This is a genomic window from Metapseudomonas otitidis (assembly GCF_900111835.1).
Lineage (GTDB): Bacteria > Pseudomonadota > Gammaproteobacteria > Pseudomonadales > Pseudomonadaceae > Metapseudomonas > Metapseudomonas otitidis.
This window is the reverse complement of the sequence record NZ_FOJP01000010.1, coordinates 244,911-271,825: the sequence shown is the minus strand read 5'-3', so window position 1 is coordinate 271,825 and position 26,915 is coordinate 244,911. Positions and strand designations below refer to the sequence as shown.

26 protein-coding genes and 1 pseudogene are annotated in these 26,915 nt (G+C 69.0%); 9 read left to right on the top strand and 18 right to left on the bottom strand.

Annotation, left to right across the window (positions count from 1 at the left end; translation table 11 throughout):
• A pseudogene (locus tag BM198_RS30300) lies at nucleotides 1-286 on the top strand (IS481 family transposase); the annotation flags it as partial.
• 165 nt (nucleotides 287-451) lie between these two features.
• Here BM198_RS30300 and BM198_RS15115 read toward each other — a convergent pair.
• Complete coding sequence (locus tag BM198_RS15115) at nucleotides 452-1,096, bottom strand: DUF6348 family protein (protein WP_074970989.1); 645 nt, start codon at nucleotides 1,094-1,096, stop codon at nucleotides 452-454.
• Between the two features lie 339 nt (nucleotides 1,097-1,435).
• On the opposite strand from BM198_RS15115, the gene BM198_RS29650 reads away from it, so the two are divergent.
• Together BM198_RS29650 and BM198_RS15105 are read left to right on the top strand one after the other, a co-directional pair.
• Nucleotides 1,436-1,720 (top strand): hypothetical protein, encoded by a 285-nt coding sequence (locus tag BM198_RS29650; protein WP_139233626.1) that lies wholly within the window; start codon nucleotides 1,436-1,438, stop codon nucleotides 1,718-1,720.
• Complete coding sequence (locus BM198_RS15105) at nucleotides 1,717-2,412, top strand: DUF4241 domain-containing protein (RefSeq protein ID WP_208610365.1); 696 nt, start codon at nucleotides 1,717-1,719, stop codon at nucleotides 2,410-2,412. The genes BM198_RS29650 and BM198_RS15105 overlap by 4 nt, the downstream gene beginning before the upstream one ends.
• 13 nt (nucleotides 2,413-2,425) lie before the next feature.
• Here the strand turns inward: BM198_RS15105 and BM198_RS15100 are convergent, their stop codons facing one another.
• Nucleotides 2,426-2,908, bottom strand: coding sequence for a hypothetical protein (locus BM198_RS15100; RefSeq protein WP_139233625.1), 483 nt, complete (start codon nucleotides 2,906-2,908; stop codon nucleotides 2,426-2,428).
• 144 nt (nucleotides 2,909-3,052) lie between these two features.
• Nucleotides 3,053-3,478 carry a MerR family transcriptional regulator gene (locus BM198_RS15095; protein WP_074970985.1) on the bottom strand — a complete coding sequence of 142 codons (426 nt, stop codon included), beginning with the start codon at nucleotides 3,476-3,478 and terminating at the stop codon, nucleotides 3,053-3,055.
• 100 nt (nucleotides 3,479-3,578) lie between these two features.
• On the opposite strand from BM198_RS15095, the gene BM198_RS15090 reads away from it, so the two are divergent.
• Nucleotides 3,579-4,817, top strand: coding sequence for an NADH:flavin oxidoreductase/NADH oxidase family protein (locus tag BM198_RS15090; RefSeq protein ID WP_074970984.1), 1,239 nt, complete (start codon nucleotides 3,579-3,581; stop codon nucleotides 4,815-4,817).
• A 174-nt stretch (nucleotides 4,818-4,991) separates the two neighbouring features.
• Here BM198_RS15090 and BM198_RS15085 read toward each other — a convergent pair whose 3' ends face one another.
• The 12 genes from BM198_RS15085 to BM198_RS15030 all read right to left on the bottom strand — a co-directional run bounded on the left by BM198_RS15085 (nucleotide 4,992) and on the right by BM198_RS15030 (nucleotide 18,680).
• Nucleotides 4,992-5,579, bottom strand: coding sequence for a biliverdin-producing heme oxygenase (locus BM198_RS15085; RefSeq protein ID WP_074970982.1), 588 nt, complete (start codon nucleotides 5,577-5,579; stop codon nucleotides 4,992-4,994).
• A complete protein-coding gene (locus BM198_RS15080; RefSeq protein ID WP_074970980.1) occupies nucleotides 5,576-7,963 on the bottom strand; it encodes a response regulator in 2,388 nt (795 codons plus the stop codon). Before BM198_RS15080 ends, BM198_RS15085 begins: the two co-directional genes overlap by 4 nt.
• Nucleotides 7,964-7,999: 36 nt before the next feature.
• Nucleotides 8,000-8,461, bottom strand: a complete 462-nt coding sequence (locus BM198_RS15075) for a response regulator (protein WP_044400070.1) — start codon at nucleotides 8,459-8,461, stop codon at nucleotides 8,000-8,002.
• A gap of 6 nt (nucleotides 8,462-8,467) precedes the next feature.
• Nucleotides 8,468-10,735, bottom strand: a complete 2,268-nt coding sequence (locus BM198_RS15070; RefSeq protein WP_074970978.1) for an ATP-binding protein — start codon at nucleotides 10,733-10,735, stop codon at nucleotides 8,468-8,470.
• Between the two features lie 224 nt (nucleotides 10,736-10,959).
• A complete protein-coding gene (locus BM198_RS15065; protein WP_074970976.1) occupies nucleotides 10,960-11,319 on the bottom strand; it encodes a DUF3509 domain-containing protein in 360 nt (119 codons plus the stop codon).
• 203 nt (nucleotides 11,320-11,522) lie between these two features.
• Nucleotides 11,523-11,918: a hypothetical protein gene (locus BM198_RS15060; RefSeq protein ID WP_074970974.1), complete on the bottom strand. Its 396-nt coding sequence runs from the start codon at nucleotides 11,916-11,918 to the stop codon at nucleotides 11,523-11,525.
• 250 nt (nucleotides 11,919-12,168) lie between these two features.
• Complete coding sequence (locus BM198_RS15055; RefSeq protein ID WP_074970972.1) at nucleotides 12,169-12,651, bottom strand: hypothetical protein; 483 nt, start codon at nucleotides 12,649-12,651, stop codon at nucleotides 12,169-12,171.
• 149 nt (nucleotides 12,652-12,800) lie between these two features.
• On the bottom strand, nucleotides 12,801-13,907 hold the full coding sequence (locus tag BM198_RS15050) for an NAD(P)/FAD-dependent oxidoreductase (protein ID WP_074970970.1): 1,107 nt from the start codon (nucleotides 13,905-13,907) through the stop codon (nucleotides 12,801-12,803).
• A gap of 148 nt (nucleotides 13,908-14,055) precedes the next feature.
• Nucleotides 14,056-15,087 carry an ABC transporter substrate-binding protein gene (locus BM198_RS15045; protein WP_139233624.1) on the bottom strand — a complete coding sequence of 344 codons (1,032 nt, stop codon included), beginning with the start codon at nucleotides 15,085-15,087 and terminating at the stop codon, nucleotides 14,056-14,058.
• 261 nt (nucleotides 15,088-15,348) lie between these two features.
• On the bottom strand, nucleotides 15,349-16,185 hold the full coding sequence (locus tag BM198_RS15040) for a nitrilase family protein (RefSeq protein WP_074970968.1): 837 nt from the start codon (nucleotides 16,183-16,185) through the stop codon (nucleotides 15,349-15,351).
• Complete coding sequence (locus tag BM198_RS15035; RefSeq protein WP_074970966.1) at nucleotides 16,182-17,606, bottom strand: purine-cytosine permease family protein; 1,425 nt, start codon at nucleotides 17,604-17,606, stop codon at nucleotides 16,182-16,184. Before BM198_RS15035 ends, BM198_RS15040 begins: the two co-directional genes overlap by 4 nt.
• Nucleotides 17,607-17,843: 237 nt before the next feature.
• Nucleotides 17,844-18,680, bottom strand: a complete 837-nt coding sequence (locus tag BM198_RS15030; RefSeq protein ID WP_074970964.1) for an AraC family transcriptional regulator — start codon at nucleotides 18,678-18,680, stop codon at nucleotides 17,844-17,846.
• A gap of 242 nt (nucleotides 18,681-18,922) precedes the next feature.
• On the opposite strand from BM198_RS15030, the gene BM198_RS15025 reads away from it, so the two are divergent.
• The 4 genes from BM198_RS15025 (at nucleotide 18,923) to BM198_RS15010 (ending at nucleotide 21,448) form a co-directional block, all read left to right on the top strand.
• Nucleotides 18,923-19,225, top strand: coding sequence for a DUF1883 domain-containing protein (locus BM198_RS15025; protein WP_044400048.1), 303 nt, complete (start codon nucleotides 18,923-18,925; stop codon nucleotides 19,223-19,225).
• A gap of 209 nt (nucleotides 19,226-19,434) precedes the next feature.
• The gene (locus BM198_RS15020; RefSeq protein ID WP_074970962.1) at nucleotides 19,435-20,616 is read left to right on the top strand and encodes a PepSY-associated TM helix domain-containing protein; all 1,182 of its coding nucleotides are present in this window, start codon (nucleotides 19,435-19,437) and stop codon (nucleotides 20,614-20,616) included.
• On the top strand, nucleotides 20,613-21,143 hold the full coding sequence (locus tag BM198_RS15015; RefSeq protein WP_074970960.1) for a thiamine pyrophosphate-binding protein: 531 nt from the start codon (nucleotides 20,613-20,615) through the stop codon (nucleotides 21,141-21,143). The genes BM198_RS15020 and BM198_RS15015 overlap by 4 nt, the downstream gene beginning before the upstream one ends.
• On the top strand, nucleotides 21,140-21,448 hold the full coding sequence (locus BM198_RS15010) for an Ig-like domain-containing protein (protein WP_074970958.1): 309 nt from the start codon (nucleotides 21,140-21,142) through the stop codon (nucleotides 21,446-21,448). The genes BM198_RS15015 and BM198_RS15010 overlap by 4 nt, the downstream gene beginning before the upstream one ends.
• 23 nt (nucleotides 21,449-21,471) lie before the next feature.
• On the opposite strand, the gene recJ is transcribed toward BM198_RS15010, so the two are convergent.
• Together recJ and BM198_RS15000 are read right to left on the bottom strand one after the other, a co-directional pair.
• Nucleotides 21,472-23,187, bottom strand: coding sequence for a single-stranded-DNA-specific exonuclease RecJ (recJ, locus tag BM198_RS15005; RefSeq protein WP_074970955.1), 1,716 nt, complete (start codon nucleotides 23,185-23,187; stop codon nucleotides 21,472-21,474).
• Nucleotides 23,188-23,221: 34 nt separating this feature from the next.
• Nucleotides 23,222-23,761 (bottom strand): YaeQ family protein, encoded by a 540-nt coding sequence (locus BM198_RS15000; protein ID WP_044405855.1) that lies wholly within the window; start codon nucleotides 23,759-23,761, stop codon nucleotides 23,222-23,224.
• A 200-nt stretch (nucleotides 23,762-23,961) separates the two neighbouring features.
• On the opposite strand from BM198_RS15000, the gene BM198_RS14995 reads away from it, so the two are divergent.
• Nucleotides 23,962-25,692 carry a tetratricopeptide repeat protein gene (locus BM198_RS14995; protein ID WP_074970953.1) on the top strand — a complete coding sequence of 577 codons (1,731 nt, stop codon included), beginning with the start codon at nucleotides 23,962-23,964 and terminating at the stop codon, nucleotides 25,690-25,692.
• A gap of 28 nt (nucleotides 25,693-25,720) precedes the next feature.
• Here the strand turns inward: BM198_RS14995 and BM198_RS14990 are convergent, their stop codons facing one another.
• The gene (locus tag BM198_RS14990) at nucleotides 25,721-26,899 is read right to left on the bottom strand and encodes a GGDEF domain-containing protein (protein WP_074970951.1); all 1,179 of its coding nucleotides are present in this window, start codon (nucleotides 26,897-26,899) and stop codon (nucleotides 25,721-25,723) included.
• Nucleotides 26,900-26,915 lie beyond the last annotated feature (16 nt).

Below are 26,915 nucleotides of genomic sequence, written 5' to 3'. Positions count from 1 at the left end.
GCATGAGGCCCTGTCTTACCAGGTTCCTATCAACCGCTATCGGACGAGCCCCTGGAAGTATCCCGAACAACCAACAGAGTTCGAGTACGGTCTGGATGATGTGCTGGCGAAGGTCTACCACAGCCGTTTCCGCTTCAGAAAACGCTACTTCCGCATTGCCAAGGGATTGGCTGGGAAAGTGATAGCAATACGTCCGCACTCAGATGCCGAACATTTGTTCGATGTGTACTTCTGCCACCAACTACTTCGGACCATTGACCTGAATGACCCTGAGTGCAGTCCATAATGCGTCAACCATGTCCCCGTACATGTGTCCACCATGTCTCCGGTCCGTACAAACGATTGGAAAAGGGACTCGCCCGAGAGGGCGAAACAAGAACCCTCCGCAGAACTCACTCATAAACTGAGCACCCGTGCACCCTGGCCACTACCCCCTCCCCCCACACCAAACTCAGGCATTAACAGGCTTGATCACCAGGAAACTCCGCGCGCTGTAATACGCCTCGGAGTCCTGCCAGGCCAGCCCCGCGAAGCTGTCCATGCCTGCCTGCCAAGGCTCGTTGTCGAACAGCGCCTCCACCGTGCGCTGGTTGTCGAAAGCGCAGAAGAAGTGCCGGAACCAGTGGATGCGCCCATCCAGCGGCAGGGCGCGGATCTGTGCCTCGATACTGGGGAACAGGTCCTCCGGCAGCGCCGGCACCTTGCCGTCGGCACCGCGCGTGCAGAAGTTGCCCAGGTGCGCCTCGAAGCGCTGCTCACCCACCTGCCAGGTCTCCACCGTCACCTGGTCCTCGTCGACACGGCCCCAGAGTGCCGAGAGCAGCACGTGGAAGCTGTTGCGGCAGAAGTTCTCCCAGGCATCGCGCAGGCCGGCCTCGCCCTCCCCCACGCCGGCGAAGGCTTCCTGGAAGTGGCGGTTGTCATCCTCCAGCAGCACGTCCACATCCAGCCGGCCGGTCTTGCCGCGGGGATACCAAGTGGCGCGGATGGCCGGCAGCCGGCCACCCGGCGCAACCCACCCTTCGTGCACGACGAACTCGACACCGTGGGCTTCGAACAGTGCAGCCAGAAGCTGCGAAACAGAGACCGGTTCCATCTTCGATCCTTATGCAATGATGGCGCGCCCGACACGGGCCGAAACGGCGCGTAGAGTAACGCGCTTCCGCATCACGAGCCGGTCGTTCGTCAATGAATGCGAGGGAGCTTTTCCAATGTCCTGCCTGATAGGCCCATGCACCGCCATCCGGAGGCCGCGGTGAGAGCCGCCATCTGCATGCTTTGCGGCAGGCCCTGCGTATGCTGTGGGCTGGTCGATTGCGGATGCTGGTTCCGGTTCGCCGACTACCGCCCCTTAGCACCCCGCGCGGCGGGGCACCCGGTCGGGCTTGAGTGGTTCTGCGCTGAGCACAGGGAGGCAGCTGGCGAATGCACGAACATGCCCAGTGACCAGGCTCTGGCGCATCTGGTGGCCCGCTTTGGCAGCATGGCGCCCGACCACCCGTGGTCCGAGGAGCCCTCGCTGTGGGTTCTGGACGCAGGCGAGCAACCCATCAAGGTGTTCGCCCTCCTCCGGCTGGCCGCCCAACTGACTCCTGCACAAGCCCGAGAGCGTATGCAGACGGGGCGCTTCCGGGTGCTGAACGCCAGTAGCTATGAGCTCAAGCGATGGCATGAACTGTTCACCGCCGCTGGCGCACACCTGGAGTACCGCTGCGAATGAAACGCCCCCTCGCCGCCCTCACCCTGCTGCTGGCCCTGCCCGCGCTCCACGCCGAGGAGGTTGCCCCCATGAACCACCCGCCCTTCGATGCCGCCTTCGTCGAGGGCTACCAGGTCAAGGTGGAAGGGATCAACTACCGCTTCTACACCCAGCCCATTGGCGAACTGGAACTGCCCACCGGGCAACTGGTGGCCTGTGACCCGCTGGTGAGCTGCGACGCGCCTTTCACCCAGGCGGTGCCCAAGGGCCGCTTCCCGCTGCAGCTGGCCATCGCGCGGATCGGCGAGGACGAGCGCATCGCCTTCGCCCGCATCGTCTTCACGCCCGGCGCGGCAACCCGCTGGGAAATGGCCCTGGTGGACGGCCAGGACCCGAGCACCCTGGGCCCGGACGAATTCTTCGGCTACGGGGTGGACAGCGGCACCGGCGGCTTCATGGACGCCGCCGCCCTGCGCCGCTACGAAGCGCAGCGCGAGCAGGAGGGCGAAGCCTTCGACGAGCGCCTGCTGGCCGAGCTGGACACGACCTACCGGCACACCCGCAGCTGGACCCTGCTGCCGACCGAGGCCGGCAACGTGGAGTTGTTCTCCAGCGGCTATGGCGACGGCGCCTACCCCAGCTACTTCGGCTACGACGCCAGTGGCCGGCTGGTGGCGGTGGTGACCGACTTCCTGCTGGTGCCCTGGCACTGAGGCCGGGGCCGGCTCAGTCGCCCAGGGGCTCCAGATTGGCGTCGATCCAGCGGCCGCCTTCCTGGCTCAACTGGCCGGCCTGCGGCTCGGGGTTGGCCGGGTCCAGGCTGGCCTGGCCGGTGTAGCGCAATGCCTCGCCCTCGACGAACAGGCGGTCGATGCGCTGGGGCAGGTAGGGCGAGGTCTGGGAATAACCCGGCACCACATAGAGGCCGCCGTTCCGGGCGGGCTGGAGCGCCGCGATGTGGGTGCGCACTGCACTCGCGTCGCCCACGCAGCCCTCGTCCACCTGGAACAGCGCCAGGTACAGGGGGTGTTCCTCCAGGGTGGCGGGCTCCACCACGGTGAAGGGCACCAGCGTCTTCACCGGCATCGAGAAGCTGCAGCCCAGCGCGCCGGCGTAGTGCTCCAGCACTGCCGGCGCCTTGGCCGCCGCGCCGGATGCCTGCGGATCGGGCAATGCGCCTGCCCAGGCCGCCCCTGTGGATAACGCCATCCCTGCACACACCGCTGCCAACTCTTTCATTGCCCTGCCCTCCACTGACTGATCGATGGGCGAACCCTGCGCGCCCCGGAACCGCGCGCAGTGTCGCTGCAAACGTCCCGCGCCGCCGCGAAGTGGCCCGGCAAAAACGCCAATTCAGCGCTGCGGCAGCGCCTGTGTGCCACTGCGCAGGCGCCCCAGCACGCGCTCGGCATTCTCCTCGCAGCCCATGCCCTCGGGCTTGTGCTCGATGCTGTCGATCACCTGCAGGAGCCGCTCGCGGGCCACCACCAGGCGCGCCTGCATGGCCTCGATCTCCGCCACCTTGCGCCGCAGGCCCTCCAGCATCCGCTCGTGGTTGCCGTGTACCTGGCCGGGGCTGGGCAGCAGGTGGCGCATCTCCTCCAGGCTGAAGCCGGCCTGCTGGCCGCAGGCGATCAGCTCCAGCACCGCGAGGGCTTGCTCGGGGTAGTCCCGGTAGCCATTGCCCAGGCGCTGGGCGGCGATCAGGCCGCTGGCCTCGTAGAAGCGGATGCGCGAGGCGGTCAGGCCGCTGCGTCGCGCCAGTTCGCCGATTTTCATGGCAGGGGTTCTCCACCTATTGACCTTGAAGCTGACTTTAACCTTAGGCTCTGCCGCAGCTCTTCTACCTTTCGTCGATGCCCGCCCGAGGACACCCACCATGTCGCCCTTCCAGCCGCTCAGCCTGCCCAATGGCACCACCCTGCCCAACCGCATCGCCAAGGCCTCCATGGAGGAGAACCTCGCCGATCCCCGCCAGGCGCCGTCCGATGCGCTGATGCGCCTCTACGCGGCCTGGGCCGAAGGCGGTGTGGGGTTGCTGCTCAGCGGCAATGTGATGGTGGACGCCCGCGCCATGACCGGCCCCGGCGGCGTGGTGCTGGAGGATGACCGCCAGCTGCCGCGCTTCCGCGAATGGGCAACGGTGGGCAAGGCCCATGGCGCGCAGTTCTGGCTGCAACTGAACCACCCCGGCCGGCAGATGCAGGCCAACCTCGGCCAGGCGACCGTGGCCCCGTCGGCGGTGGCCCTGGAGATGGGCAGCCTGTCGCGGATGTTCCCCACCCCGCGTGCGCTGGAGGAACAGGACATCGCCGCCCTGATCGAGCGCTTCGCCACCAGCGCCGTGCTGGCCGAGCAGGCCGGCTTCGACGGCGTGCAGATCCACGCCGCCCACGGCTACCTGCTCAGCCAGTTCCTATCGCCGCTGACCAACCGCCGCCAGGACCGCTGGGGCGGTTCCCTGGAGAACCGCGCGCGCCTGCTGCTGGAGGTGGTGAAGGCGGTTCGGGCGCGGGTATCCCCACGCTTCGGCGTGGGGGTGAAGCTCAACTCGGCGGACTTCCAGCGCGGCGGCTTCGAGCCGCAAGACGCCCGCCAGGTGCTGCTGTGGCTGAACGACCTGCAGGTGGACCTGGTGGAACTCTCCGGCGGCAGCTACGAGGCACCGGCCATGCAGGGCGACGCCCGGGATGGTCGCACCCTCGCGCGGGAGGCGTACTTCCTGGAATTCGCCCGCGAACTGGCCACCGAAGCGCGCATGCCGGTGATGGTCACCGGCGGCATCCGCCGGCTGCCGGTGGTGGAGCAGGTGCTCGCCAGCGGCGTGAGCCTGGCAGGCATCGCCACCGCCCTGGCCCTGGACCCGGCCCTGCCGCGCCGCTGGCGTGAAGGCGACAACACCGCCAGCGCCGAGCTGCCGCCCATCCGCTGGCGCAACAAATCCCTCGCTGCGCTGGCCTACATGTCGGCCGTGAAATACCAGATGCGCCGCCTCGGCGACGGCCAATCCCCCCGCCCCGGCGTCTCCCCCCTGCGCGCCTTGCTCAAGGAGCAATGGCACACCCTCCACCGCACCCGCCATTACCGCCGGCTCATGGCGGAGCGTAGTGAGGGGTAGGTATGGAGACGGCTGCGGGGAATGGCGCGGGTTGATGCGGTTCGCCGAGCTCACCGCATCCTACGGGTGCCCGATGTGCGTCGAGGCGGTGGACCGGTGAAGCACGGAGTGTCCGGCCGGGCACGGCGACAAACGTAGGATGGGCTGAGCTGTGCGAAGCCCATCGTGGCGGCCTCATGCGGGAATTCGATGCGGCTCGCCGAGCTCAGCGCATCCTGCGGATTGTTCGGCAGGGGGCTCGGCGGCGTTCAGGAAGTGGCGGAAGCCGAGGATCACGCCCTGTTCCAGGTCGGCTTGGGGCAGGTCGTGGGCGTGGGCTTCCAACTGGCGGAGGAAGTCGGGCCAGAGGGGTTGGTCATGGCCGTGGCCGAGGTAGCGCACGGGCAGGTCAGCCTGGGCGCCGGTGACCTGTCGGGCCAGCAGGCGACCGCCCAGGCGCGAGCCTTCCAGCACGTAGGCCAGGCCCCAGAGCAGGCCCGGTTTGGCGTCCAGGCAGGGCGCGGCTGTCGGTGGCGGCGACAACCCCAGATCGGCCAGGTCCTCCAGCAGGGCCTGGCGGCGGCGACGTGCCGGCCAGTCCGGCACCAGCTCGGCGATGCCGGCCTGCTCCAGGGCCTGCTCCAGCCCCGGCAAGGCGCGGGCATGGGCGCGCAGGAAGGCGCGGTAGCCGTCCGCCTGGCTCAGGTCGAAGCGGGAGAAGGCGGCGTCCACGGCCTCGTGCCACGGGGCGCCGGCCTGGCGCAGGTGCTCGCGCACCCTCATGGGCGCTCCTCCAGGGCGGCGCGCAGCTTGGCGGCGATGTCCGCTTCACGGAAGGGTTTCTGCACCACCACCTGGTCGGGCAGGTCCAGCCCGCCCAGTTCGGCGTAGCCGGTGATGAAGATGACGGGCAGATCGGGCCGCTGCTGCTGCGCCAGGTTGGCCAGCTCGGCGCCGTTCATGCCGGGCATGGCGTAGTCGGTGAGCAGCAGGTCGACGCCCTGTTCCAGGCGCTGCAACGCTTCGCTGCCGCTGCCGACCTCCAGCACCCGGTAGCCCAGCGAGTCCAGCAGCGCGGCGGTCACCTCGCGCACGCGGGGGTCGTCGTCCACCAGCAGGATGGTCCGCGCGGTGCTGCTCGGCCCCGGTACCGGCACGGCCGCCGGACGCTCGGCGCAGGCCTCGCCAGGGTCGTCATGGATGCACGGCAGGTAGACCTTGACCCGCGTGCCGCGCCCCGGCTCGGTGTGGATGCTGACGCCGCCGCCGGACTGCTTGGCGAAGCCGAACACCTGGGCCAGGCCGAGCCCGGAGCCCTTGCCCACCTCCTTGGTGGTGAAGAACGGCTCGAAGGCCTTGGCCAGCACCTCCTCGGTCATGCCCACGCCGGTGTCCTCGATGCTCAGCACCACATAGGGGCCCGGCTCCGGGTCTTCGGGGCGCTGCGCGGCGGCCTGCACCACCTCGTTGGCGGTCACCAGGCGCAGGGTGCCGCCCTGGGGCATGGCGTCGCGGGCGTTGATGGCGAGGTTGAGGATGATCATCTCGGTCTGGGTCGGGTCCACCAGCGCCCGCCAGAGGTCGGGGGCGGTGTGAGTTTCCACCCAGATGCCGCCGCCGAGGGTGCGCTGCAGCAGCTCCAGCAGGCCCTGCAGGGTGTCGTTGAGGTTGACCGGTACCGGCTCCAGGCGCTGCCGGCGGGAGAACGCCAGCAACTGCCCGGTGAGCTTGGCGCCGCGCTCGCCGGCCTCGCGGATGTTGTGCAGGCGGCCGAGGATGCGCTCGTGGTTGCCGCGCTCGACGTCGCGCTCGAGGAAGGTGGCGCTGGTGAGGATGACGGTGAGCAGGTTGTTGAAGTCGTGGGCGACCCCGGCGGTGAGCTGGCCGATGGCTTCCAGGCGCTGCATCTGCTGCAGGGTCGCCTCGATGCGTTCACGCTCGCGGATCTGCTCGCGCAGGCGCTGGTTGGTGGTGGCCAGTTCGTCCAGCACCGCGCGCTCGCCGGTGATGTCGCGCACGGCGGCGTACATCAGCCCCTCGTCGGGGACGATGGTCCAGGACAGCCAGCGGTAGTCGCCGTCGGTGTGGCGCATGCGGTTGACGAAGCGGGTGGAGACGTTGCCGTCGGCCACGCTCTCGGTCTCGCGCAGGGTCGCCTCGATGTCGTCGGGGTGGATCAGCTGCCACAGCTGCACCCGGGTGAGCTGCTCGCGGGTGAGGCCGAGGGTGTCTTCCCAGGCGGGGTTGAGGGCGATGGGCGTCATGTCGAAGCGCATCACCGCCAGCAGCTCGCGGGAGAGCTCCCAGGTGCGGTCGCGCTCGCGGGTGCGCCGTTCGACGCGCTCGCCGAGCATTTCGTTGAGCCGCTGCAGGGCCTCGGTGGCGTACTTCTGCTCGCTGATGTCCTGCAGCACGCCGATGAAGCGCACGCAGCGCCCCGCCTCGAAGAAGGCCCGGCCACTGGTGAGCACCCAGCGCTCGCGCCCGCCCGGCAGCTGCACGCGGTACTCGGCCTGGTACTCGTTGCCGCTGTCCACGGCCAGCGCCTCCTGGACCTTGCGCTCCAGCAGGGGGCGGTCCTTGGGGTGGCAGCGGTCGAAGAAGGTGACCAGGTCCACCTCGGCGTCCCGGGGCAGTTCGTAGAGGGCCTTGCAGCGTTCGTCCCAGAGCAGCCGGCCGGTCTGCGGGTTGTAGTCCCACATGCCCATGCGCGCGGCGTCGATGGCCAGGCGCGCACGCACCTCCACCTCCATCAGCGCCTCTTCGGCGCGGCGCCGGCGCTCGCGCTCGCGCACTTCGGCCAGGGCCCGGCCCACGGCCTTGGGCAGCAGGCTGAGGTTCTGCTTGAGCACGTAGTCGACGGCGCCCTGGCGCATCATCTCCACCGCGTGTTCTTCGCCGAACACGCCGGAGAGGAAGATGAAGGGCGTCTTCGGCGCCAGGCGCCGGGCCACTTCCAGGGCCTGGGCGCCGGACGAGCCGGGCAGGATGAAATCGCAGAGGATCAGGTCGAAGGTGGCGGCTGCCAGGGCCTGCTCGACCCCGGCGTGGTGGTAGACCAGGGTCGAGTCGACCTCGAGGCCGCTGCGTTCCAGAATCAGCAGGGCCAGTTCGGCGTCCCGCGGGCTGTCTTCGACCAGCAGCAGTTTGAGTGGCGTTTGCGGCATGGAGTGTGGGGGCTTCCTGTGGGTCGGCGGGCCGTATCAGCTTCCGGGGCGGCGCTGCAGTCGCAGCGAGCCCGGCGGCGGCTCGTTGAGCACGGCCCAGAACACGCCGAGGTCGGAGATGGCGGTGACGAATTCCTTGAATTCGACCGGCTTGACCACGTAGGCGTTCACGCCCAGCTCGTAGGCGCGCTGCAGGTCCGGCTCCTCGCGGGAGGAAGTCAGCATCACGGTGGGGATGCTGCGCAGCTCGGGCGTCTCGCGCACCACCTTGAGCACTTCCAGGCCGTCGACCTTGGGCAGCTTCAGGTCCAGCAGCAGCACGGCGGGGTTGCCGTCGTCACGCTGGGCGTAGTGGTTGCGACGCAACAGGTAATCGAGGGCGTCGGCGCCGTCACGCATGACGACGACATCGTTGGCCAGCTGGCTGCGCTCCAAAGCGACCAGCGTGAGTTCCAGGTCGTGGGGGTTGTCCTCGACCAGCAGGATGGGTTTGAGCATGGGTAATCACTCAGTGGGTAGTTGACTGTGCTGCGCCCTCAGGGGCAGTGCGAAATGAAATCGGGCGCCCTCGCCCACGCGTCCCTCGGCCCATACGCGGCCGTCGTGGCGTTCGATGATGCGGCGCACACTGGCCAGGCCGATGCCGGTGCCCTCGAACTCCTCCATGCGATGCAGGCGCTGGAACACGCCGAACAGCTTGCCGGCGTACGCCATGTCGAAGCCCACGCCGTTGTCGCTCACCGTCACCACCACTTCGTCGCCCTCGGTGCGGGCGCTGACCTCGATCACCGCCGGGTCGCGGTCGCGGCTGTACTTCACGGCGTTGGCCAGCAGGTTGCGCATGGCCAGGTGGAGGAAGGCGGCATCGGCGATGAGCGTGGGCAGCCCGGCGATGCGCCATTGGATGTTGCGGCCTACCAGGTCCGGCTCCATCTCCTTGAGGATGGCGTCCACCAGGGCCTGCAGGTCCACGTCGGAGAAGCGCAGGGCTGCGCGGCCCATCTGCGAGAAGCTCAGCAGGTTGTCCACCAGGGTGCCGGCGAAGCGGGCGGATTCGCCGATATGGTCAAGGAAGCGCAGCCCCCGTTCGGACAGGCGACTGCCTTCGAATTCCCCCAGCAGCTCGGCGTAACCCGCGATGTGCCGCAACGGTGCGCGCAGGTCATGGGACACGCTGTAGGAGAAGGCTTCCAGTTCCTTGTTGGATTTCTTCAGCTCGCTGGCCAGCACTGCCATCTCCTCGGCCTTGCGCAGAACGATGCCGAGCACGGCGGTGCGCAGCTCCCAGACGCCCTCGATCTCCAGCGGGTCCCAGGGACTCGAGTAGCCGCGTACGGTCTGCTGCCAGCGTTCGAAGCTGTGCCGCGGGCTGAGGCCACCGCTGGGGTCGACGCTTTTTTCCGGGCGCCCGGCCCATTCGACGGTGCGCGCCTGCTCGGGCTTGAACCACACCAGGTAGTGGGAATGGATCTGCGAGATGGCCACGGCCAGTACACCCGCGGCATGCCGGGCGAGTTCGGGCAGTTCGTCGATGTCGCGGCCGACGTTGTCGCTGTGGAACACGTTGATGCCGGGGCGCCGGGCCAGCCAGTGCACCAGCGCCGTCACCTGGGCCTGGGGCGGGGTCTCGCCCACCAGGTCGCAGCGGGCGGCGGAAATGATCGCTGCGCCGCTGGCCTTTGCGAAGCCGAGGAAGGTCTCCGGCTGGGCCAGCAGGCCGCCGCTGATGCTGTCGCGGTCGGCCATGGCCGAGAGCATCTGGACGATGTGCTGGCGCAGGCTCAGCAGGTGCTCGGTGCGGTCGTGGGCCTCGCGGCTCTCGATCTGCAGCGAGAGCACGCTGCCGAGCATTTCGCAGGCGGTACGGGTCTGGAAGCCCACGCCCCGGGGGTGCAGGTCGTGGCAGGAGATCAGCCCCCACAGCTCGCCACGCACCACGATGGAGACGGACATGGAAGCCAGGGTGCCCATGTTGCGCATGTACTGCAGGTGCACCGGCGAGACGCTGCGCAGGGCGGCGAAGCTGAGGTCAAGCGGGCACCCGGTGAGCGGGTTCTGCGCCGGGTACAGCGGCGAGGGCGTGTAGTGGGCGTCCTCGATCACGCGGATGCGGTTGGCGCGGTACAGCGCGCGGGCCTGGGGAGGGATGTCGGAAGCGGGAAAGCACAGGCCGAGGTAGCGCGGGTAGCCCTCGTCGGCCTCTTCGGCCAGCACCAGGCCGTTGCCCTCGGCGTCGAAGCGGTAGGCCTTGACCCGGCCGAAGCCGGTGATGCACTTCATCTCCTGCACCGCGTGGCGGCACAGCTCGTCGACGCTGTCGGCGTCCTGCAGGCGGGCGACGAAGCTGCGCACCAGCGGGTAGAAGTTGCCGTAGGCGGCGATGGCGTCGCTGGCCGGCTCGAACTCGGCGATCAGCACCTGGTCGTGGCGGTGCACCATCATCGCCACCGGGAGCGAACGCTCCTGGCCGATGGCAAAGCGCACGTCCCCCAGGTGGAAGGGATTGGGGTCTTCCAGGGCCAGCCCCTGCAGGCGGCCCTGGAGCACAGCGGCGTGTTCGAAGAGGCGCTCGAACGGGAGCCCGATCAGTTCGCTGGCGGGCAGGCCGAGCCAGTCCTGGACGTTCTCGCTGGCCTGCACCACGCAGCCACGGCCTTCGTCGAAGACCAGCATGAAACCGTGGGGCTGGATGCTGCCCGGGATGTGGATGGGCTCTTCGGCACAGGCTTCGGTCGCAGCCGCCAGGTCCTCGGTGCTGTCGATGGGTGTCACAACGCGATCTCCTTTCGTGTCCTCGCGGCGGGGAAAACCCACACGACTTACCGGGTAATAGGCCGGATCTGACGTGAACGAGGGCACAAACTATCAGAACCTCTACCAGCAGTCGTTGCTGGCATAACGATTCTTCCGACGGGGTTCGGAATGGTGGAGTACGGAAATCGCGAAAAATTCCCCGTCAGCGGACCGACGACATCGCCGATCCGCTGCGCCGGGCCTCAGTTGGCCACGGCGCGACGGGCGTTGAGCAGTTCCAGGCGGCGGCGCTCGACCAGGGTCTTGGCGGCGGTCATGTGGATCGGGCCACCGCTGAAGGTGGGCAGCTCGCGGTCGAGCCAGGTGTCGCCTTCGCCCTTCCAGGTCACTTCGCCGGAGGCCAGCTTCATTTCCCGCTGCATCTCGCGGATCACCCCACGCACCCGCTCGATGCAGAACACCGCATCGCTCGGGATGGCCTTGCGCAACGGCTCCTCGCCGTCCTTGCCCAGGGTCAGCAGCAACATGCCGTCCGGACGCGGGCGGATGGACACTTCGTAACCGGGAAAAGCGTCGAAGAATTCCTTGATGGCGATCTGCATTGTTCGGCTCCCTGTCAGTGGATTGGGCTCTTGGACCCAGGCATTTGCAGGGCGCATGCCAGCCGAACGATAAATCTATCTAATTGATTTAAAAGGAATTTATTAGAAATGAAGGCAGTTTGATATATGCAGCCTGCACGATGGCACGTTGATCGCCTTGCAAAATGCAAGACGACCGAGGGCAGCCCGAATGCAGTGCGACCTCAGTCCAGCACCATGGCCTGTACCAGCGTGAGCCCTTCGTGATCGCGGTAGGCATAAAGGGACTCGTATTGAAATGACAGCAGGAAGCGCGCAGAGGTTGCAGCCGCAAGCTGGACGATAAGGTGATGGATGTCGCCCCAGCTCTCCGCCAAGCGATTGTTGGCGCAATGAAAAACGCCGCTTAAACCGACCCTCCAATCCACGCCGTGGTGGTCGAGTCCCACGTCCCGAGCAGGCTCCTCCCGACGGAACGCGAATACCGCCCACGAGCGTTCGAACACGCCCTCCAGTCGATCCGGCCCCTCCTCCCACCGCTCCCCACTCGCACGAAGAATGGCCTCCACGACCGCAAGCGGAACGCCTTCTTCGACCTCCAGGCACATCAGGATGGACATCTCATTTCTCCTCGCGAAAGCAGCTGTGCTCGTAGCCTGGGCTTCCACCCAGGGAAATGGTGCGGGGCATCCCGGACTGAAGTCCGGGCTACAGGCAACACCCTGGCACCCGTAGCCTGGGCTTCAGCCCAGGAAAATGGCGCGGGGCACTCCCGGACTGAAGTCCGGGCTACAGGCAACCCCCTGGCACCCGTAGCCTGGGCTTCAGCCCAGGGAAAAGGTGCGGGGCATCCCCGGACTGAAGTCCGGGCTACAGCTCATGAAGGGTGCCGATGGGGTCCTTGCAGAAGCGATACGCCCGCGATGCCTTGAAGGCACATAGCAATGAGAGCAGCGAAGGCTCAAGCGGCGAACCGGTTCCCTTGAGGACGATCAGGCACTCAGCATCACAGGCAAGTTGTGCAAAAAACTCCAGATCAGGTAGCGGACTGGATCGCGCATCAACGCGACAATTCACGTCATCGCTCCAGATTTCGACGCTGGTGCCGCGCTCGTCTCCGTACATTTCAGCCTCCTCGCTCCAGGAGCGGCGAAGCGGCAATCGCTCCCGCACAGCCTGCACGACCTGATGACTGACACCCCCTTCCCAGTAGTTGGGGTAGTCCGAGTCCAGATCGAACTCCTCCTCCAGATCGAAGGCCGCGTAGCCGTCCAGATTGTCCGGCACACACCCGTGAAGCGCCACCACAGCCGCCTTGGGCACAAGGCTGAAATCGAATTGCCAGATGGCCATGCTCCCTCCTGAACAGAAATCCGATGTTTACCGCAACAACCCGCCAGACAACGCCTAAGCCCCCGTAGCCTGGGCTTCAGCCCAGGGAAATGTCGCGGGGCACTCCCGGACTGAAGTCCGGGCTACAGGCTACAGGCAACACCTCGCCCCTAACGCTCCAGCGCCTGCCGCACCCCGTCGGCGATGGCCAGGCTGGAGGTGAGGCCGGGGGATTCGATGCCGAACAGGTTCACCAAGCCGGGGATGCAGTGGTCCTCGGGGCCGCTGATGCGGAAGTCCGCTGCGGGCTCGTCGGGGCTGCTGATCTTCGGGCGGATGCCGGCGTAGTCCGGCTGCAGCGCGCCGTCGGGCAGGCCCGGCCAGTAGCGGCGGATGGCGGCGTAGAAGCCGTCGGAGCGGCGTGGGTCGACCTGGTAGTCCTCGGTGTCCGTCCACTGCACGTCGGGGCCGAAGCGGGCCTGGCCGCCCAGGTCGAGGGTCATGTGCACGCCCAGGCCGGCGGCTTCCGGTGCGGGGTAGACCAGGCGGCTGAACGGTGCCGGTCCGGCGAGGCTGAAGTAGTGGCCCTTGCACAGGTAGCCGCGCGGGACATGGGCGGCCGGCAGCCCGTCGATGCGGCCAGCCAGGCCTGGGGCGCCGAGGCCAGCGGCGTTGACCAGCAGGCGGCAACCGAGGGTGGTCGGGCTGGCGCCGCCCACCGTCAGCTGGAAGCCGTCGCCCTGCACCTGCGCCGACAGCAACGGCGAACCCAAGGCCAGGGCGGCGCCGGCGGCCTCGGCGTCGCCGAGCAGCGCCAGCATCAGGCCGTGGGAGTCGACGATGCCGGTGGACGGCGAATGCAGCGCGGCCACGCAGTGCAGGTCGGGTTCCAGCGCCAGGGCCTGGTCGCGGCTCAGCAGGCGCAGGTCATCCACGCCGTTGGCCAGCCCCCGCGCCAGCAGGGCCTGGAGCGGCGCCACCTGGGCGTCATCGGTGGCGACGATCAGCTTGCCGAGCTGTTGCACGGCCACGCCGTGGCTGCGGCAGAAGGCCAGGAGCCGATGGCGACCGTCGACGCACAGGCGCGCCTTGAGGCTGCCCGGCGGGTAGTAGATGCCGGCGTGGATCACTTCGGAATTGCGCGAGCTGATGCCGGTGCCGATGGCGTCGGCCGCTTCGACGATCACCACTTCGCGCCCTGCCTGGGCCAGTGCGCGGGCCACGGCCAGGCCGACCACGCCGGCCCCCACCACCACGCATTCGATATCCACTGCCATCGCTTCGCTCCCTGTCAGGCGGCTGCCCGGCTACGCTGTGCCGGGGCTGGCGCAGCGTGCCAGAGGCGCGGGCCGGACGTCGACCGTAGCGGAAGGCGCTGCCGGAAAAACGAAGCGGCCTGGACGGCCGCTTCATGGTGGGGCGGGGTCAGTTCTTCACCCAGTTCTCGAAACGCGCTTCGAGGTCGGCATGGGCCGCCCAGAACGTGACGTTCATCGGCAGGGCTTCGCGGATGTTCTGCGGGGCGGTGGGCAGGGTGGCGGCGATGGCCGGGTTGATCATGGCGATCGCCTTGTTGTTCACCGGGCTGTAGGAGATGCCTTCGGCGAAGGCCTTCTGCGGCTCCGGCTGGCTGACGAAGTGGACGAACTTCTTCGCCAGCTCGCCTTTCCACGAGCCCTTGGGCAGGGCCCAGTAGTCGAAGTCGTAGATGTTGCCGCTCCAGGCCATGGCCAGGCTGCGGGTCTCCTTCTGGGCGGTGGCGATGCGGCCGTTGTAGGCGGAGCTCATGGCCACCTTGCCGTCCTGCAGGGCGCGCACCGGCTCGGCGCCGGCCTTCCACCAGACGACGCTGGACTTGATCTCGTCGAGCTTGCGGAAGGCGCGGTCGACACCGGCGGGGGTGTCGAGCACCTGGTAGACCTCGTTCGGCGCGACGCCGTCGGCCATCAGGGCGAATTCCAGGTTGTACTTGGCGCCGTGGCGCAGGCCGCGCTTGCCGGGGTACTTGCGCAGGTCCCAGAAGTCGGCCCAGCCGCGCGGGGCGTCCTTGATGCGAGCGGAGTCGTAGGCGAGCACGGTGGACCAGACGAAGATGCCCACGCCACAGGGTTGCAGGGCACCGGCGACGAAGTCGCTGGGGTTGCCCACCAGGGCCGGGTCGATCTTCTCGAACAGGCCTTCTTCACAGCCGCGTGCCAGTTCGGGAGCTTCCATCTCCACCACGTCCCAGGTGACGTGGCTGATGTCGATCATGTGCTTGAGCTTGTCGAGATCACCGTTGTACGAGCCGTGGACCACGGCGTCGCCGGTGCTGGCCTTGAACGGCTTGAAGAAGGCTTCCTTCTGCACGTCCTTGTTGGCACCGCCGAAGGTGATGACCGTGACGAAATCCGCCGAGGCCGGCAGGCAGGTGACTGCCAGCGCCAGGCCCAGGGCGCGTCTTACCGCAACAACCATGGAAAACTCCCTCTTTTGCTGTTGGTTCGCGGGGCACGGCGCTGTGACCGGTCGCCCCTTTATTGTGTTTGTGATGACGGACCGGATGCCTGGCGTCGCGCAGCGAAGCCACCCTCGGCACCCTTGTCGCCGTTGTGAAACGGGGGCGCGTAGTCTGAACCCATCGCTCACCGAAGGGTATGCGCTCCGTCACAGTGACGACTGCTTCACAGGCTCTGGCATGCCTGTTTCACGTTTTACGCAGAAAGGGAGGCAGGCCCCTCAGGGGGCCTGGTAGAGCGCGGGGCGGCGGTCGCCGTGGACGTCGTTGCGGGCGCTGATGCGCTTGTCGTCGGCCTGGGCCAGGTCGAGGGTCGCCAGCAGCAGGCGCTCGCCGCCCTCCACCGGGCCGGCCAGGGGGAAGCCGTCGGCATCGACGATCACCGAGCCCTGCACCCAGTCCTGCCCGCGCTCGTGGCCATGGCGGTCGCAGGCGGCGATGAACATGCGGTTCACCGCCGCGTTGGCCTGCACCCGCACCACTTCCGCCGGGCGTTCGCCCTGGGGACGCGGGCCCAGGGGCCAGTTCACCGGGGCACAGAGCAGCTGGGCGCCGGCCAGGGCCGGCAGGCGCACCCATTCGGGGAACTCCAGGTCGTAGCAGATCATCAGCCCCAGGCGGCCGTGGACGGTGTCCACCATCGGCGGCGCTGCGTCGCCGGGGATGAACAGGGCCTTCTCGGCATCCCACAGGTGGGCCTTGCGGTAATGCGCGCGCAGGCCGTCCGGGTCCACCAGCACGGCGCTGTTGGCCAGCTCGCCGTCGTCGCGGCGTTCGCAGAAGCCGGCGGCGATCACCACCCCCAGCTCCCGCGCCAGGGCCTGCCAGTGGCTGACCGCCGGGCCGTCCAGGGGCTCGGAAAGCGCCAGGGCCTCGGCCTTGTCGCGGAACAGGTAGCCGCTCTGCACCAGCTCCGGCAGGACGATGATGTGCGCGCCCTCCAGGGCCGCACGGCGGATGGCGCCCTCGGCCAGGGCGCGGTTGTGGGCCAGTTCGCCGATGCGCGGCGCCACCTGGCAGCAGGCCACCTTCACCGGGGCGACGGGGCGGGTGTTCATGGGCGCGGGTCCTCCAGACGTTGCGGGTCGAGGGCGGCGAGGCGTTCTTCCTCGCTGCGGTCCTGGTGGCGGCATTGCAGCCAGTAGGCCAGGCCGGCCACCGGCAGGCCGATGGCGAAGGCGATGTCGGCACCGCCCAGGGCGGTGGCGAAGGGGCCGCTCCAGAAGCTCAGGGACATGAACGGCACCATGGCCAGCAGGCCCAGGCCGTAGGCCACCAGGCCGGGGCGCGACCAGCCGCGGTAGACGCCCTCGGGGTTGAAGATCTCGGCGATGGCGTAGCGGCCCTTGCGCACCAGGTAGAAGTCCACCAGGTTCACCGCCGTCCACGGCACGAGGAAGTAGAGCATCAGCAGCACGAAGGTGTTGAAGCTGCCCAGGTAGCTCTCCGGGATCATCCGTGCCACCAGCAGGATCACCAGCGCCACCACACTGATGCCGGCCACCCGCACGCCCAGGGTCGGGCGCACGCGGGAGAAGGCGTCCAGCGCGCTGAGCCCGGTGAGCATGGCGCCGTAGCAGTTGACCGCCATGATGCCCACCAGCGAGGGCACCGCCACCAGCACGATGAGGGTGCCGAAGCCGTCGTACAGCTGGTTACCCAGCTCGCGCACGCTGCCGATGGCGTCCGGCGCCGGCAGGGCCGAGGCGAGGAAGGCACCGAGGGACATCAGCCACAGCGCCGAGGCGCCGGCCCCCAGGTAGGTCCAGAAGATGACCTTGCCGGCGGGGGTTTCCTCCGGCAGGTAGCGCGAGTAGTCGGAGACGTACACCGAGTAGCTGATCTGGTAGCCGGCGGCCGCCGAGAGCTGCACGAGGAAGGCGCTCCAGCTGAAGCCGCTGCCCTGCAACGCGGCATCGGCGCTGAGCTGGGTCACGGCGAACAGGGTCAGGGCGCCGAACACCGCGATCATCAGCCAGGTCAGCCAGCGCTGCACGGCGTGCAGCAGGTCATGGCCGACGATGGCCAGCAGCACCGCCAGCCCCACCAGCAGCACGTACCAGGGGGTGCGCGCGCCGGGCAGCACGGTGTTGATGGCGTCGGTGGCGAGGATGACGTTGAACACGTTGAAGCCGATGTACACGAACACCACGGCGAGGAACGGCACCACCGCGCCGCGCACGCCGAACTGCGGGCGCGACTGGATCATCTGCGGCAGGCCCATGCGCGGGCCCTGGTTGGCGTGGAAGGCCATGAAGAAGGTGCCGATGCACACGCCGATGAGGATCGCCAGGATCGAACCCAGCACCCCCAGCCCCAGGGCCGGCCCGGTGAAGCCGGTGACCAGGGTGGTGAGCACGAAGTTGCCGGTGAACCAGAACGGCCCCTGGTGCCACACCTTGCCGTGGCGTTCGTGGCGGGGCACGTAGTCGATGGAGCGCACCTCGATCATCGGGCGCGCGTCGTGCTGTTGAGTCATGGGAAGTCCTCGTCCGGTAGGGAAGTTGAAGGCGCGGCGACGGGCGCGGATCAGGACGAGGGGACGGGGCGCAGGGCGAACGAGGCGTCAGGCATGGCAGTGCTCGGCGTTGTTGTAATGGTTGTGCGCCGGACTCTAGCCAAGCGGTTGCTCGGGATACATCGGACAGGACAAATACTCAGTTGCGGATTCTGCAAACTATCGCGCCGCCTTCCCCCGGGAAGGCGGCGCCGGGCGTCAGCCCGCGAGCATCATGCAGATGCGCGTCTGCAACTGGGCGGGCGGGGTGCTGCGCGGGTCGTTCAGGTACTGCTCGAACATCGGGCAGTCGCCCGGCTCCAGCCCGCTCTCCGGCAGCCAGCGCGAGTACAGCCAGTCATAGGCCTTACCCATCTCGTTGTAGGGCCCGGTGTAGGTGAGCATGGCGCAGCGCCCGGCGGGGATCTCGTAGCGCTCCAGCTCGCCGCCGATCACCGCCTGCGGGGACACGGAAATGCCCGCCAGCGAGCGCAGGCGCGCCTCGGGCACCTGGGCCGGGTCGTCGAAGTAGACGCCGTACATCAGGCAGTCGGGGCCGAGCAGCCCCTGGCCCATGGCGAGCATGAAGGCGCGGCCGAACAACGGGCCGATGCCCTGGTAGCTGCCCTGGTGCGGCAGCGTGGCGAGGACGGCGCCTGGGAAGGTTTCGATGGCGATGGGGTACATGGCGAGCTCCTGGGGGTCGAGCGGGCGGGCCCGGGTTTCGCGGTAGCGTCCCGGGGGCAGCCCGAAGTGGGCGCCAAAGGCGCGGTTGAAGGCGGCGTGCGAGCTGTACCCGGCACGCCGGCCGACCCGTTCCAGCGAATCCCCCGTACCGGCCAGGGCCACCGCCGCGCGGTGCATGCGCAGCCGCTGGACCGTGGCATTGACCGTCTCGCCGAGCATCGCGCGGTACACGCGGTGGAAGTGGTACGGCGACAGGCAGGCCAGCTCCGCCAGGTGGTGGAGGTCCGGATCGGCGTCCGGGTGAGCAGCCAGCCAGCGCAGCACCGGGTCGATGCGGCGGGCATAGTGAGCGAGGGTTTCGGGTTTCATGGTCAGCCTCCCTGGACCAGACGCTAGCGGCAGCGGATTTGCAGGAATTGCGATCTTTCGCTGCGCAGCGTAGACCGGGCTCGCGCCCGCAGCGGGGGATCATTCCCGGGCCATCGGCGCCCGGCAACCGCGCCCTGGCGAATCCGGGCATTCCGTCGCGCACGCCGCGCCCGGGGCAGCGGGACGCGGGCCGGCCGTGCTATCGTTGCGCCCCCGCGTCACCCCTGCTCCGGAGCCTTGCCATGAAGTTCATCCATCAACGCGAACACCTCAACGAAGGCGACCTGGTCGTCATCGAGTGCTCGCAGGTCTGCAACATCCGCCTGATGAGCGATGCCAACTTCCGCAGCTTCAAGAACGGCGGCCGCCACACCTACCACGGCGGCGCCTTCGACCGCTTCCCGGCGCGCATCACGGTGCCCAGCACCGGCTTCTGGAACATCACCATCGACACGGTGACCCGCCGCGCCATCAGCGTCACCCGCAAGCCCACCCTGAAGCACTCCATCAAGTTCGTGCGCCGCTCCAGCTCCCACATGGGCTGAGCCCGGCCGGCGCGGAAACATTTTCTTTCACCTGACCCTGTCGGTTTTTCCGCGCTCATCCGTCCTTACTGTTAGGCACTCCTCTCCATGCACCTGCCGCGCCCTTGCCGGGGCGGGCCGGTGCCGAGCGCCCCTTTGGCTAGTTTCCGCCCGCCATCCCGGCGGGCGGTCTTTTTCATCGCCCCGAACAGTCAGGACCGCGCTCCGTCATGTCCAAGAAGTCCCGCTCGCGAACCTGGTTCCTGGTCCACAGCTGGCTGGCCCTGCCGATCTGGTTCTTCGTCTTCCTCGTCTGCGCCACCGGCACCCTGGCGGTGCTCAGTGAGGAGATCATCTGGCTGGCCAACCCCGACGTGCGCGCCACCCGCCCCGCCGATGACGCCCAGCCCCTCGGCTTCGACCAGGTCGTCGCCGCCATCGCCCGCCAGCAGCCGGATGCCGCCATCGAGTGGCTGGCCAAGCCGGAGGAGGACCACTTCGCCCTCACGGCGGCGGTCAGCTACCCCGACACCCGCACCGCCACGCTCTACGTCAACCCGTACACCGGGGTGATCCAGGGCAGCAGCCCGCTGTTCGACTTCCGCCAGTTCACCCGCGCCCTGCACGGCTGGTGGCTGGTGCCCTTCACCAACGGCTACAGCTGGGGCTGGTACCTGGTGTCGCTGCTGGCCCTGCCGATGCTCGCCTCGCTGGTCACCGGCCTGGTGGTGTACAAGCGCTTCTGGCGCGGCTTCCTGCGGCCGACCCTGCGCATCCGCCAGGGCGCGCGGATCTTCTGGGGCGACTTCCACCGCCTGGTGGGCATCTGGTCCATCTGGTTCATCGCGGTGATCGCCGTCACCGGCACCTGGTTCCTGATCCGCGCGGTGCTCTACGACAACCACATCTCCATCTCCAGCGAAGGCCCGCCCACGCTGATCGCCCGCGAGGCGCTGCCGCGCCCCGAGCCCGGCCAGCCGGTGCCGCGCATCTGCGTGGACCAGGCGGTGGAGGTGGCGACGCGCACCATCCCCGGCTTCGAGGTGAGCTTCGTGATCTTCCCGGCGGACGCCTTCACCCCGCTGGAGGTGGGCGGCCGGGGCTGGTACCCGCTGATGTTCCAGACCGCTGAGGTGAACCCCTACGACGGCACCCTGCTGGGCTCTCACCTGCTCGGCGACCGCAACGCCCTGGAGTTCGTCACCGAGTCCATGCGCCCGCTGCACACCGGCGATTTCGGCGGCATCTGGGTCAAGCTGCTGTGGTTCGTGTTCGGCCTGCTGCTGACGCTGATGGTGCTCAGCGGCCTGCTGATCTGGAGCAAACGCACCGTGCTGGCCACCGCCAAGGCGATGAAACGCCCGCCGCGCCCACGGCCCACCCCGCGCCCCGCCACCGAGGTGACCGAATGACCGCCCCCGTCCGCTCCCGCCCTGCCCGCCTCTGGCTGCGCTGGCGCTTCCACCTGAGCGCCCTGCTGGTGCTCATCCCCCTCGGCTACATGCCCGCCTACTTCCACGAAGCCAGCCTGGAGCGCGGCCTCCAGGGCCTGGGCGAGCGCCCCATCGGCGAGCTGGCGGTCGGCCCCTGGCACGTGCGCCTGGCGGAATGGGAACGGGGCGAGCCGGTGCGCGAGGGCAAGGCCGGCTACATGAAGGACTTCAGCCTGGCGTTCTGCCGCGAGTGCGACGCCGCGATCAAGGCGGCCTACCTGCGCGTGGGCAAGCCGCGCTACCTGCGCGCGGCCGGCGCCCTCGCCTCGGGCAGCCCCTACCGGCGCCTGGCGGAAGTGCGCATCCCCGAGGACGCCCCGGCGGACGCCGAGCTGTGGCTGACGGTGGAAGGCTGGGACGGCTCGGTGCACCAGGCCGCCCTGCCCCTCGCCCAGGCCTCCCCCGACGTGGTGGCCTGGCTCGGCAAGCGTGGAGGTGGCCGATGAAGCGCTGGCTCGGTGCCCTGCTCCTGCTGGCCGGTGGCAACGCCTGGGGCCACGGGATCTACTGCGAATGCCAGGCCCTGGATGCCACGCAAGTGCGCTGCGTGGGCGGTCTCTCGGACGGCACCGCCACGCCGGGGGCGACCCTGGACGTGCTCGACGATGAGGGGCAGGTGCTCATCCACGGCACCCTGGGCGAGGACTCCAGCTTCACCTTCGAACGCCCGAGCGGGGCGTTCCACGTCCTGCTGGAACTGGGCCCCGGGCACACGGCGGAAGTGGAGCCCGAGGCGATCCGCCCGCGCTGAGAACCCGCGGGCGGGAACGGGGGCTAGCGCGGGGCGATGTGCACCACCATCAACTGCACGCTCTCCTGCCCGCGAAACTCGTTCACGTCCAGGCGGTAGGCCAGCTCGGCCCAGCGCACGGTGGGGTTCGGCCAGACGTCGCGGTCGATGTTGAAGGCGATGCCGTCCAGCTGCAGGGAGCCGCACTCGCTCTTGAGCACCAGCTTCAGGTGGCGTTCGCCCACCAGGCGCTGCTGGGCGATCTGGAACACGCCGTGGAACAGCGGCTCGGGGAAGTGCTGGCCCCAGGGGCCGGCCTGGCGCAGGGCGCGGGCCAGTTCCAGGTGGAATTCCTGCAGGCTCAGCTGGCCGTCGGAGAGCAGGCGGCCGGTGAGGTCGTCCTCGGTGAGCTGGCGGCGCACCTCGGCGTCGAAAGCGCTGGCGAAGGCGCCGAAATGCTCCACCGGCAGCGACAGGCCGGCGGCCATGGCGTGGCCGCCGAACTTGCTGATCAGCCCCGGATGGCGGGCGGCGACGGCGTCCAGCGCATCGCGGATGTGGAACCCCGGCACCGAGCGCGCCGAGCCCTTGAGCAGGCCGTCACCGGCATCGGCGAAGGCGATGGTCGGGCGGTGGTAACGCTCCTTGAGGCGCGAGGCGAGGATGCCGATGACGCCCTGGTGCCAGTCCGGCTCGAACAGGCAGAGGCCGAACGGCAGGTCTTCCAGCGGCAGGTCCTTGAGCTGGGCCAGGGCCTCGCGCTGCATGCCCTGCTCGATCTGCTTGCGGTCCTGGTTGAGCTGGTCCAGCTCCACGGCCATGTCCTGGGCCAGGGCCTGGTCTTCGCAGAGCAGGCATTCGATGCCCAGGCTCATGTCGTCCAGGCGGCCGGCGGCGTTGAGGCGCGGGCCGAGGATGAAGCCGAGGTCGGTGGAGGTGATGCGCGCCGCCGGGCGGCCGGCCACCTCCAGCAGCGCCTTGAGGCCGGGACGGGCACGGCCGGCGCGGATGCGCGCCAGGCCCTGGTGCACCAGGATGCGGTTGTTGGCGTCCAGCGGCACCACGTCGGCGACGCTGCCCAGGGCCACCAGGTCCAGCAGCTCGGCGAGGTTCGGCTCGGCCATGCCGCGCCCGGCGAACCAGCCCAGCTCGCGCAGGCGCGCGCGCAGGGCCAGCAGCACGTAGAAGATCACCCCGACCCCGGCCATGGACTTGCTGGGGAACTCGCAGCCCGGCTGGTTGGGGTTGACGATGGCGTCCGCCGCCGGCAGTTCCGGGCCCGGCAGGTGGTGGTCGGTGACCAGCACCTTGAGCCCGGCGGCCTTGGCGGCGGCCACGCCGTCGACGCTGGAGATGCCGTTGTCCACGGTCACCAGCAGCTGCGGTTCGCGCTGCAGGGCGACGGCGACGATCTCCGGGGTCAGCCCGTAGCCGTACTCGAAGCGGTTGGGCACCAGGTAGTCGACGTGGGCGGCGCCGAGCATGCGCAGGCCGAGCACGCCGACGCAGCTGGCGGTGGCGCCGTCGGCGTCGAAATCACCGACGAAGAGGATGCGCTGGCGCTGCTCCAGGGCCTCCACCAGCAGCGTCACCGCGGCGTCGATGCCCTTCATCTGCGTGTAGGGGATGAGCCGCGCCAGGCCCTTGTCCAGCTCCTCCGCGCAGCTCACGCCACGGGCGGCGTAGAGGCGGGTCAGCAGGGGCGGCAGGTTGCCCAGGTCGGGCAGTGTGGCGGGCAGGGGGCGGGGCTCGATACGCATGCGACTCGGTCTTCCGGGGCGAAAAGGGGATGGATCAGCGTTCGCCGACCAGCCATTCCAGCGGCACGTCGTGCTGGCCGCGTTCGTCGGTGATGAACAGCGAGCCGTCGCTGATCATCAGGGTCCAGCTGATGGAACGCGGCAGGTCGCGGGCCAGTTCTTCCAGGGCTTCCTGGCCGACGGCGACGACGTTGATGTTCTTCAGGTTGCGCACGCTGTCCAGCACCTTGGTCTGCCACACCCGCAGGCTGCCGTAGGCCAGCAGGCTGAAGCGTTCGCAGCGGCGCGAGCACCAGGTGATGCGCTCGGCATCGGGCTGGCCGACTTCGATCCAGTGCAGCACACGGTCGTCCAGACTCTTCTCCCACAGCGCCGGCTCGTCCACGTCCGACAGGCCACGGCCGAAGGCCAGCTGCTCGTGGTACCAGAGGCCGTAGGCGATCAGGCGGACCGCCAGGCGCTCCTCAGTCTCGGAGGGGTGCCGGGCCACGGTGAAGCGCAGGGTCTCGTAGACGCCACGGTCCAGGTCGGTGAGGTTGAGTTCGACTTTGTAAGGCGTCGCTTGGAGGGCCATGAAGGGCGTCCTGGTTGGCGAAAAGGCGGCAAGTCTACCTTGAAAGCGCCCCCCATGCCCGGCCCGTACGGCGGCGCGCGGGGCGGAAATGGGCAATCAGTCCCAGGTATGCGCAGCGCGGGTTGCCAGGCCCGGCGACGGCCTTTATAAGACCGACGCCGCGCCCGGTCGGGCGCATGGAACACAGGAAAGGGAAGCCCATGGAACTACTCATTGCCCTGGTCGTGGTCGTGCTCATCGCGGCGGTGCTGTACGCCGTCAACCGCGACGACGGCAGCCTGGAAGCCTATCTGCAGGAGGCTGGCCAGGTGAACCGCACGGCCCTGCTGAGCCTGTTCGAGCCGCGCCTGGCGCTGGACATGGCCCAGGGCCTGCAAGGCGAGGCCCGCCAGCTGGCATTGCACCAGGTGGCCCCGGCGCTGCTGCGTGCCGGCGAGGAACAGGCCGCACTCACCGCCCTGGCCGAGCTGCGCGACGGCTACCAGCAGAGCGCCCTGGACAACATGCTGGAGCACTACCTGGAAGCCCAGGACCCGCACGCGGCGCTGTCCCTGCTGGAGCGCCTGGAGCGTCCGCTGCCGGAGTCGCCGCTGCTGCAGATCCCGCTGCTGCTCGCCTGCGGCCAGGACGCCCAGGCCCGAGCCCAGCTCGACACCCTCACCCAGCAACAGGAACAGGGCACCGGCCAGAGCCTGTCCGGCCCGCAGAACCTCATCCTCGCCGGGCTGCAGCGTCGCCTGCAGCAACCCCAGGCGGCCCTGCGCAGCCTGGAGCGGGCCTGGGAGCTGCTGGCCCACCCGGAGCCGGACACCAGCCTGCCCCTCCATGACCTGAAGGCGGTGCTCGCTGGCCTTGCCGAACTGGGCGAGGTGCCCCGTGCCCTGGCGCTGGCCAGGCAACTGCCGGTGGAGGAACAGGGCCAGGCCGTGCTGGCCTTGATGGAGGGTGGCCAGACCGAGGCCGCCTTCGAACTGCTGGCCGACCTGGGCGAGCAGACCGGCTACTTCACCCACACCGAGCTGATGGACCACGCCCTGGCCATGGCGCAGCCGGATACCGCGCTGCGGGTGGTGGACTGCGCGCCGGTGCATCACTACGACGAACTGCTGCTGCGCCTGGTGGACTGGCACGCCGAGCAGGGCGACCTGGCCCAGGCCAACGCCCTGCTGGACTCCCGCGCCCACGAGCCGGGCCAGCGCATCTGGCTGCTGCTCACCCTGTGGGAGCACCACCTCGGCCGGCACCCGTCCTGGGCCGACGAGCTGCGGCGCCAGGCGTTGATCGAGCTGGAGCGGATCCGTGGCGAGGACAACTGGGGCTGGCTGCGCCTGTTCGCCCTGGAAGGCTGGCTGCGCCAGCAGGCCGCCCTGCCGGCGCACCAGCGCGACGCCTACGGGGTGCGCACGCACCTGGAGGAGCTCGAGCAGCTGAATGCCGCCCTGGACCTGGACGGCCGCGTGACCAAGCTGGCCGAGCAGGCCCCGCTGCTGCGCGACCTGGGCGAAGCACCCCGCGCCCTGCGCTGGGTGGAGGCCTGCCTCGTCACCCTGGACGATGCGCAGCAGGCCGAGGCCCTGGAAGACGACGAGGACCTCGGCATTTACCTGGAAGCCATCGGCCTGGCCTACCTGGCCCTGGGCGACACGGCCAGGGCCCAGGCCCTGCAAGCTCGGCTGCAAGCGATGCAAAGCGCCGAACGCAGGCTGGACGAAGCCCTGCTGCTGGACCACATCCGGCACGGCCGCTTCGAAGACGCCATCGCCAGCCTGTCGCTGACCAACGTGATGCGGGAGGAGAACCCCCTCGCCCAGCTGCACCAGGCCATCGACCACCTGCAGGCGGAAGACCCGCCACGGGCCGCCGCCCTGCGCCAGCAGTTGCTGGAGGCGCTGAACAACGGCCTGGTCCACCCCCTTCCCGTGGCGGCCTGAAGGCCGCCCAGCAACGGAGGCCGACGGCTCAGGCCGCCGACTCGCCGCTGGGCTCGGCCGGGGCCTCGCGGTAGCACTCCACGCGGTTGCGCCCCTGGGCCTTGGCCCGGTACAGGGCCTTGTCCGCCAGGGACAGCAACCGCGACAGGTCGTACCCCGCCTCGCCACTGCCGGCCACGCCGATGCTGACGCTGAGCGGCCCCGGTGCCTCGGGGCAGCTCTCGGCGAACTCGCGGCGGATGCGCTCGGCCACCAGCACGGCGGTGGCGCCGTCGGCATCGGCCAGCAGGCAGGCGAACTCTTCCCCACCGATGCGCCCGAACACGTCGTGCCGACGCATGCGCGCGGCGACGATACGGGTGAAGTCCACCAGGGCGGCGTCGCCGCTGGCGTGGCCGTAGGAGTCGTTGAGGCGCTTGAAGTTGTCCAGGTCGCAGAGCAGCAGCACCACGCCCTCCCCGCGCCGTGCGCAGCGCTCCAGCAGGGCCTGGCCGGAATCCATGAAGGCACGGCGGTTGCCGACACCGGTCAGCGGGTCGCTGTAGGCGGCGTGCTTGTACTGCAGCTCGGCCCGCTCACGGACCATGGCCAGGGTGACGAAGGCGACGCCGATGGCGTACAGCAGCGTCTCGAACACCAGCATCGCGAAGAAGGGGCTGGCCTGGCCGTTGACCAGCCGCTGGAACGGCTCGCCCCGGTCCAGCGCCAGGCGCACGCCGTAGGTCGCCACGTGCATGAGGTGCAGCGCCATGGCCGGGGCGATGGACACCTGCAGGCTGCGCCGGGCGCGCCACAGCTCGAAGGCCGCGAGGGCGGTGTAGGTGATCATCAGCACGCAGCTGAGCATGATCCGCGCCGGCAGCGAGGCGTAGAACGCCGGCACGGCGCAGAGCGCCAACCACAGCAGCGGCCCGGCGAGGAAGCCGGCGAGATGAACGGGCCGGCCGGCGAACACCCGCATGGAGGTCCAGCTGGCGGCGCAGCTGAGCTGCAGCAGAACGTTGCCGATGATGATCGGCACCCAGTCCATGCCCAGGCCGCGCAGGCTGCCGAGCACGGTGCAGAAGGCGCCGAGCAGCAGGGTCAGGCTCAGGTAGCCGAGGGTCGGCTCCGGGGTGCCGCGACGCCAGGCCCGCCCGGCGAGGATGCCGAGCAGGGCGAGGATGTAGACGTCCACCAGCACCAGGGTGGGGATGTGAAGGTCCATCTGCACGGTCCAGGGC